Genomic DNA, 8,026 nt, shown 5'->3' with positions numbered 1-8,026 from the left:
CAGGTCTAGCCCGTATCCGCGTGCGCCGACTCGTTTCATAGCCTTATTATGACAAATGCTCTAGGGCGAAGCCCCGGCAATACAGCGCCGCAGCATCTCCGGCCATGGCCGTTCCCCGTGCGGGTCCTTGATCAGCAGCAGGTCGATCACACAGCGCGGACAGATCCGCACGTCGCGGAAGTTCTCGTTTGGAACAGGCTTTTTTCGACCGGCTGCAGTGCCCTCTTGCTTTCCGGCCCTTTGATTCCGCGTTGGACGTGGCCCTGCACCGTGCATCATCACCGGGCCGCACGAACCGACTCGCGTTGAGGATCATCAGCCCCGTACGGCTTGGTCCGCAGCGGGCGGGCGTGCTCCTGCTGCCGGGCCGTCCCTGGTAGAACCATCACTGGCACTGCGCCTTCCCACCTCATCAGGCTGATCCGCCCCCTGCTCACCCTCTTCCTCTGGAGGCCTCCCCATGCTCACCCTTTCCCGCGGACAGAAGAAACCCCTCACTGATTTCACGCCCAGCACCCAGTTCGCGGTGATCGTCCAAGCCGGTCTGCCCGGCACGGACATCGCCGCCTTCGGACTCGACGCGCACGGCAAACTCTCCGACGACCGCTTCATGACCTTCTACAACCAACCCGACGCTCCGGACGGCGCCGTCCGCTGGTCACAGCAGGGCGACCGGACCACCTTCCTGATCGACCTGACCCGCCTCCCCCCCACCATCACCCGACTGGTGTTCACCGCCACGCACGACGACCACGCCGTCGGGCAGTCACCCACCCTGACCGTGGAACTGCCGGGCGCCGTGTTCGACGCCCGCGACGGTCTCGTGAACGAACGCGCCGTGATGCTCGCCGACCTGTACCTGCATCCCCCCGGTCCCGGCGGGACCTGGCGGGTCGCGGCGGTCTCCCAGGGGTTCGACGGTGGCCTGCGGCGACTCCTGGAACACTTCGGCGGTGAAGTTGCCGAGGAGGACCCGGCGGAGATGGCTCCAGTGGCCCCCCTGCCCGCGGCGCCTGCCGCAGCGCCCACCTCGCCGGCACCAGTGCCCGGGTCCTCACCGGCCGGTCCGCTGGCCTCCACGTCCGGGGGGAAGGTCAGCCTGCAGAAAGGTCAGAGTGTCAGTCTCGTCAAGAAGGGAGGCGAGCCCCTGACCCGCATCTTCCTGGGGCTCGGCTGGGACCCGGTCCGGGGCGGACGCAACGTCGACCTGGACGCGAGCTGCATCGTGTACGACGCATCCGGCCGTGACATCGACCGGGTCTGGTTCATGGGCCGCTCGGGTCAGCGCGGCGCCGTGCAGCACTCCGGGGATAACCTGACCGGTCACGGGCAGGGGGACGATGAGCGTATCGCGGTGGACCTGACGAAGCTCAGCCCGGACGCGGCGCACCTGCTGCTGACCATCAATTCGTTCCAGGGGCAGGCGTTCTCGCAGGTGCGCAACGCGTTCTGCCGGGTGGTGGACAGCGTCAGCGGTTCGGAACTCGCCCGCTACGACCTGGGCGAGGGGGGCCGCACACGGGGATGTTCATGGCGCGCGTGTCCCGCACGCCTGACGGGTGGGTGTTCACGGCGCTGGGCCTGCCGGGGAAAGGGGCGACGGTCCGCGCGATGGTCAAGCCGGGCCGCGACCTGCTCACCTGAACGGGGACGGCCGGTCCGGCTGGCCCGTGGCGGGGTGGGCCTGACCTCCGATGCCTGCCCGGTCGTCGCCACCACACGCGCCGGAAGTCCACGGGCACCGTATGAAGTTCGCTACAGTGGCGACCGATGTCTCCTGAATCCCGCTCCTCCCTGAAGCGCCGTCTCCTGCGACCGACCCTGCTGACCCTGGCCGCCAGCGTGACGACCGCCCTGGCCGTTGGTTTCACGTCCCAGCGCAGCGTCCCGGTCAGCGGCGGTACCGCCCGCTCCGTCCTCTGGCTGTCAGACACGGAACTCCTGAGCGGCGCCGACAGCCGCGTCGTGGTGACGGACACCGGGGGGACCGTCTCTCGCGTCTATCGCGGCGCGTCCGACGAGGTCTCTGCCGTCTGGATGAGCCCCCAACGCCGCTGGGTCGCCTCGCTGAACGGCTGGAGCGGGACGGAAGTCACCGTGTGGGACGCCGGGACCGGCGAGTTGGCCCGGCGCATCCGCGGGGAGTACCTGACCGCAGGGTTCGTGCAGGGTGATCTTCTGCTCGTCCAGTCCGACGAGAACCTGAGCCTCTGGAACCCACAGAACGGCGAGCGCCGGCCGTTCCCCAACCCCCTGGGAGACGACCTGACCGGCGTGGTCACGTCACGCGACGGGCAACGCGTCGCGCTCAAGAGCGAGAACACCGTCGTCGTCACGGACGCGGCCGGTCAGGTCCTGCAGAAGCTGAACGCCCCCGGGGTGGGGTCGGTCGGCTTCTCGGCGAACCATGAGTGGCTGGCCTTCACCGGGGACAAGTACACCACCGCGCAGCACCTGCAGAGCGGCCGGACGATCCGGATTCCGGAGAGCTGGGACGTCGAGCAGTTCACGTTCGTGCAGGATCAGGGGCTGTTCATGTTCGGCGAGGACACCTTCTACGCGGTTGAACTGGCCACCGGCAAGGTCGAGAGGACGCCCGCGAAGGTCGGGGGAGCGGTCCTGTCCACGGATACCAGCAGTCAGGGCACCCTGGCCACCGGCTCCTACACCGGGATTCGGGTGGGCACGGGCGACGGGTCGTCGCTTCTGCCCCTGCCGGCCGCCTCGGTCTACTGGCTCGGCGTCCACGCCGGACAGTTCGTGACGCTCGGCGTGGACGACCGCCTGGTGGACGAGCAGGGCCGCCCGGTCAGTCCGGTCATCCGGAACGTGGGCGACCTGACCTCGACGTCCGGCGCGCTGTGGTTCTCGACCAGCGGGAGTGTCAGTCAGCTGCAGGGCGGTCAGGCGAAGGTCGTCGCCACCTTCCGGGACGACGACCCGTCCAGGGACCGGCTGAACGTGACCGAAGGAGGCGCGGGCGCTGTCCTGGAGCGTGGCCGTGCCCTGCGGATCGTTCTGCCGGGACGTGCCCCGATCAGCCCGGACCTGAGCAAACTGTCGACGTCCTACCTGGTCGGCGGCGCCCTGAGTGCCGACGACCGCACCCTGAACGTGCTGCAGAACGACGGCACGCTCAGCGAGTACACGGTGGGGACCGGCCGACTCCGGACGGTAGCGGACCTGCCGGGCCAGGGCCTGCAGCTGGCCATGGGGCGGGGCGGGAGCCGCGCGGTGATCTCCCTCACGCAGGGGAAGTACACGCTGAGCATCCTGCCGCCCGGAGCGACCGGACCCTCCCGGTCCATCACGTTGCCAGGCAGCGGCATGGCATTGGACCTGAACATGCGGTTCAGTCCGGACGGCAAGAAGCTCGCGGTGATCAGTCAGGGCCGCAACGTCTGGCTGCTGGATACCGCGACCCTTTCGGTTCTGGCGAAGGCGGGTCCGTTCGTCGACTCGACCCGCACGCTCGCCTGGTCCGCTGACGGCCGGGAGCTCGCGGTGGGCGCCGGGCTGGGTGGGAACGACGCGATCACGGTCTTCACGGTGAAGTGATACGGACTCGCGGAGCTGCGGAGCAGAGCGAGAAGCCGTCCACACCAGCGGTTGAAGATGAAACCCTGGGGCGTGCCGTCGGGCCAGGGCGGAACTGGAAACCGCTGTGAGCGTGCGGCGAGGCCAGGGACGTTCTGCTCTCTTCCCTCCCGGTGACTTCCGGGCGGACCCGGTCCTTACGAGACAGCAGTTGAGCGTGGCATGAAGGAGCGTGCTGCTGGCCCCCGGATTGCTGCGTGAGGGCGGCGCAGGCCTGGCTGGCATGGCGATACGCGCTCTGGCGCATGCGTGGGCCGGGCGCGGGCGGGTACGGTGGCGGGTAATGAGTGATGTTCCAGTCCGGATGCACGAGGATGAGGTGATCGTGGACGCGGCCCTGGTGTCGCGCCTGATCGCGGCGCAGTGCCCAGCGTGGGCGGGGCTGTCCCTGACCCGGATCCGCCACGCAGGCACGGACAACGCCATGTTCCGGCTGGGGGACGGGCTCGTGGTGCGTCTGCCCCGGATCGGCTGGGCGGCGGACGACGTGCACAAGGAGGCGGCGTGGCTGCCGCGCCTCGCGCCGCACCTGCCGCTGCGCGTGCCGGAACCGCTGTTCGTGGGCGTGCCCGGCGAGGGTTACCCGTTCCCGTGGGCGGTGTACCGCTGGCTGGAGGGGGTGGACGCGGGCCTGGACACCGTGCGGGACGGGCATGAGCTGGCGCGGGAGCTGGCGGGATTCATCACGGCGCTGCGCCGCGTGCCGCCCCCGGTGGAAGACGCGCCGCAGGGCTCCCGCAACGGCCCGCTGCATGACCGGGACCGGGGGACCCGTGGGGCCATCGCCGACTGCGTGGGCCTCCTCGACCCCGTGCCGGTGCTGGCCGCGTGGGAGGCTGCGCTCGCAGTTCCCGCCTGGGCCGGTGACCCCGTGTGGATTCACGGCGACCTGAAACCCGGCAATCTGCTGGCGCACGGCGGGCGGTTGAGTGCCGTGATCGACTGGGGCGGCCTGACACTGGGCGACCCGGCTGTCGATCTGCAACCCGCGTGGAACCTGCTGGATGCCCCGTCCCGGCAGAGTTTCCGCGCCGCGCTGAACGTGGACGACGCCACGTGGGCGCGCGGGCGCGGCTGGGCGCTGAGCGTGTCGCTGGTCGCCCTGCCGTACTACGTGCACACGAACCCAGAATTGGCCGCCATCTGCCGGCAGACCATCCGGGCCGTGTTGGACGATCCGGGTTCCTGATCCCGGTTCAGGGGATCAGTTTAGCGCCCGCGTGTCGACCGGCAGCACGCCGCCCGACACCAGTTCCTGAGCGGCGTCCTGCAACGCCGTCAGGGCGACCCGCTGGGTGAAAGGGCCGGTCGAGACGCGCGCCACGCCCAGCGCCTGCAACTCGCTCGCGGGCAGGCTCGCGCCGGGCACGCTGATCAGCGTCAGCTTCTGCGGCCCCAGCGCCGCGACCACCTGTTCGATCTCCTCGCGCGCCACCAGCCGGGGCACGAACACCACGGGCGCGCCGGCCTCCAGGAACGCCTGGCACCGGCGGATGACCTCGTCCAGCAGCGGCTGGCGCGGAGCATCGGGTTCGGCGCGCACCAGGGCGTCGGTGCGGGCGTTCAGCACGAAGTCGATCCCGGCCGCCCGGCCCGCGTCCATCACGGCCCTCACGGCGGCCACGGCCTCGTCCAGCGGCTTCATCTGGTCTTCGAGGTTCCCGCCGACCACGCCCGCCTCGATGGCCCGGCGGGCCGTGTCGCCGGGGTTGCCGTACCCGGCCTCGAAGTCCATGCTCACCGGCAGATCGACCGCCTCCACGATGCGCCGCACCATGTCCAGATGCAGGTCCAGCGGGATGTTCTCGCCGTCCTTGTACCCGAAGGTCGAGGCGATCGAGTGACTGGCGGTCGCCAGGGCACGCACGCCGGGTACGGCGGCCACTACCTGCGCGGACACCACGTCCCACACGTTGGCCAGCGTCAGGATCTCGGGGGCGGCGTGCAGGTCGAGCAGCGTGCGGGCCTTCTGGGCAAGGTCGGTCATCCCGTCAGCTTAGGGTGGCGGGTCGGGAGCGTGTCCTCAGCGTTCCTTGGGCGTTCTGGCGCGGTCGAGAGGAGAGCAGGGATCAGCTCTAAGTACACTGCGTTGATCTTGTAGATAAACCGCGCGTACGGGGCGCCGCTCCTGGACAGTACGGTGATGCAGGTAGACGCGCATTCCACCTCGCAACCCGGCCCGAAGCGTGGGCCTTGCAGTCGCGGCGACTGTCCTGAGAACGGGTTGACGTTCGTCCCTGCCGGGCAGGTGACACATGTCCGGCGCCAGCCGGAACAGAGACCGGGGAGCCTCCTCACGCCGTCACCCTGTCGCTGTGCAGCGGCGCCGGATCCCGAGCGCTGCGAACACCAGGAGCGTCAGCAGCTCGGAGACGAATCCTGCGCCAGGGATGCCGGGTGCAGGGATCTGCTGACCCTGCACCCGGAGGCGCTCAAGGAACGACCGGACCGGCCTGGTGGCGTGACGACGACTCGGCGCCGCTGGGATCGACGCGGGACGTGACGCTCGAACCGCCAGCGCCGGGTATCGATATGCAGGCCTCAAATACCGGCAGGACGGACCTCGACTGGATCAATCCGTTGGCTTCCCGGGCAACGCCTGCGCTGTGCGCTCCGTTGCCGAGCCTCCCGGTGCTGCGGCCCGCGTTACCCCTTGACGGTGAGCAGGGGGCGCAGTTCCGCGACCGGTTCCGCCAGGCCGGCCTCCCGGAGGGTCTCCACCACCGGGCCCACGCCCTTGTAGGCGAACGGCGCTTCCTGCATCAGTTCGGTCCGTTTCCGCTCCCGGATATCCGGCCGGGCCCGGCGCCAGTCCAGCGGCGTGACCACCCGGAATGCTTCCAGGAACGCGCTGAATTCCGCCTGCGAGCCACGCATGGCGTCGCCGCGGGCCTGTTGCCGTCCCGCTCCATGACTGGCGCTCCAGAGGGCTTCCGGGTTCCCACGGCCAGCCAGGATGAAGCTGCTGGCTCCCATGGAGCCTGGGACCAGGACCGGCTCCCCGGTGTACGCGAAGGGCGTGTCCTGCATCTGCGCGAACCCGCGCGCCGGGGCGGCGCCCTTACGGTGAATCCAGCGGCCGTCCTCCGGCCAGATGAAGTTGTGGGCCGCGTCGTACAGCAACGGGAAGTCCATTTCACCGCACGCCTCTTCGAGTCCGGCGCGTGTCATCTGGCCGAGCCACAGGCGGTTGACGGCCGCGAAGTTCGCTGCCATCTGCAGGGCACTCTGCACGGCGCGCAGGGCGTCTGGCGCCGCGTCCTGCATGACCGGGAATACACCGGAGCGCGGCCTGGGCAGGCCGGCCGGCCAGGCGTCCCGCGCGGTGCGCGCGGCGAGCTGACCCGCCCAGTGCCCGACGCCGAGGGAACCGCTGTGGATCATCACGGTCACCAGGCCTTCCCGGATGCCCCACTGGTGCGCCGCACGTGGATCGATGATCCGGTGGACGACCTGCACCTCCGCGAAGTGGTTGCCTCCGCCCAGCGAACCGATCTGGCTGTCGTACGTCAGGTCGTCCGGCGCGCCGATCCAGTCCCGCAGAGCGCCCAGTTGAGGTGGGGACAGCCAGGGTGTCCGGAGCTGCGCCGTGTGATCGCAGCGCTCCTGTTCACGCTGCGGATCCTGCCGCGCCAGACCGTCCCACAATCCACCCGTTCCGGGCAACCCGAGCAGGCTGCTCACGCCGCCTTGCAGCAGGGCCTGTCGTTGACGCCCGGTCATGGCGATCTGGCGTCCTCCCTCGAAGAACAGAGCCCGCAGGCGGCGCTCCAGTCGGTCCAGGTGTGGTGCGACGTCCTCACGCCGCAGGGACGTGAGATGCAGGCGCATGCCGCAGCCCACGTCGTGACCGACGGCGCCGGGCAGCAGGAACCCGTCCGCCTGCAGGACGGTTCCCACGGGAATCCCGCTGCCGCGGTGAAAGTCGGGGGTCAGGGCGACCCGCTGCAACCGGGCGGGTGACGGCAGGTCGCCCTGACTGTCGAGGAGGCGCAGCAACTCGTCGACAGCGCGGTCCTCGAGCGGAACGTCCGGACGGGCGAACAGGGTGACGGGAACATCGGACGGGTGCTGGACACGCAGGCGGGTGCCGCTGATGCGCGTGACCTTCGGGTGGTACATGGAGACCTCTTTCTGTGAACGGGGGCGTGGGTCAAGTCGCGCGTCGCTCCAGGGGAGGGCGCGACCTCGACCTGCCGCAGCAGCCGTCCAGGCAGGTGAATCCACCCTACCGGCCCAGGCGCGGCTAGGCATCCGCCAGATGACCGAGTTCTCTCACAGCAGGCTTCATACGGACTCCGATTGAACGGCTTTATAACAAGAGTTTCCACGCGAGAGAGAACAGCGACCAGCACGAAGGCCCACGAGGCAGGGGCTTGAAATTCCCCGGTCTCATGGGCCTTTATGCGAAGTGACTATGCCTCGCACA

General features: G+C 69.6%; 5 protein-coding genes. 3 read left to right on the top strand and 2 right to left on the bottom strand.

The window, feature by feature from the left end; all coding sequences use genetic code 11:
* Positions 1 to 460: 460 nt before the first annotated feature.
* The 3 genes from IEY70_RS21190 to IEY70_RS20315 all read left to right on the top strand — a co-directional run bounded on the left by IEY70_RS21190 (position 461) and on the right by IEY70_RS20315 (position 4,786).
* A complete protein-coding gene (locus tag IEY70_RS21190; RefSeq protein ID WP_229778122.1) occupies positions 461 to 1,798 on the top strand; it encodes a TerD family protein in 1,338 nt (445 codons plus the stop codon).
* Positions 1,771 to 3,558, top strand: coding sequence for a WD40 repeat domain-containing protein (locus IEY70_RS20320; protein ID WP_189066853.1), 1,788 nt, complete (start codon positions 1,771 to 1,773; stop codon positions 3,556 to 3,558). The genes IEY70_RS21190 and IEY70_RS20320 overlap by 28 nt, the downstream gene beginning before the upstream one ends.
* Positions 3,559 to 3,880: 322 nt before the next feature.
* Positions 3,881 to 4,786 (top strand): aminoglycoside phosphotransferase family protein, encoded by a 906-nt coding sequence (locus tag IEY70_RS20315; protein WP_189066852.1) that lies wholly within the window; start codon positions 3,881 to 3,883, stop codon positions 4,784 to 4,786.
* Between the two features lie 15 nt (positions 4,787 to 4,801).
* Here the strand turns inward: IEY70_RS20315 and IEY70_RS20310 are convergent, their stop codons facing one another.
* Both IEY70_RS20310 and IEY70_RS20305 read right to left on the bottom strand, forming a co-directional pair.
* The gene (locus IEY70_RS20310; RefSeq protein ID WP_189066851.1) at positions 4,802 to 5,584 is read right to left on the bottom strand and encodes an isocitrate lyase/PEP mutase family protein; all 783 of its coding nucleotides are present in this window, start codon (positions 5,582 to 5,584) and stop codon (positions 4,802 to 4,804) included.
* Positions 5,585 to 6,243: 659 nt separating this feature from the next.
* Positions 6,244 to 7,719, bottom strand: coding sequence for an RtcB family protein (locus IEY70_RS20305; RefSeq protein WP_189066850.1), 1,476 nt, complete (start codon positions 7,717 to 7,719; stop codon positions 6,244 to 6,246).
* Positions 7,720 to 8,026: the final 307 nt, after the last annotated feature.

It is taken from the genome of Deinococcus seoulensis (assembly GCF_014648115.1).
Taxonomy (GTDB): domain Bacteria; phylum Deinococcota; class Deinococci; order Deinococcales; family Deinococcaceae; genus Deinococcus; species Deinococcus seoulensis.
This window is presented reverse-complemented; position numbering and strand designations above follow the sequence as displayed.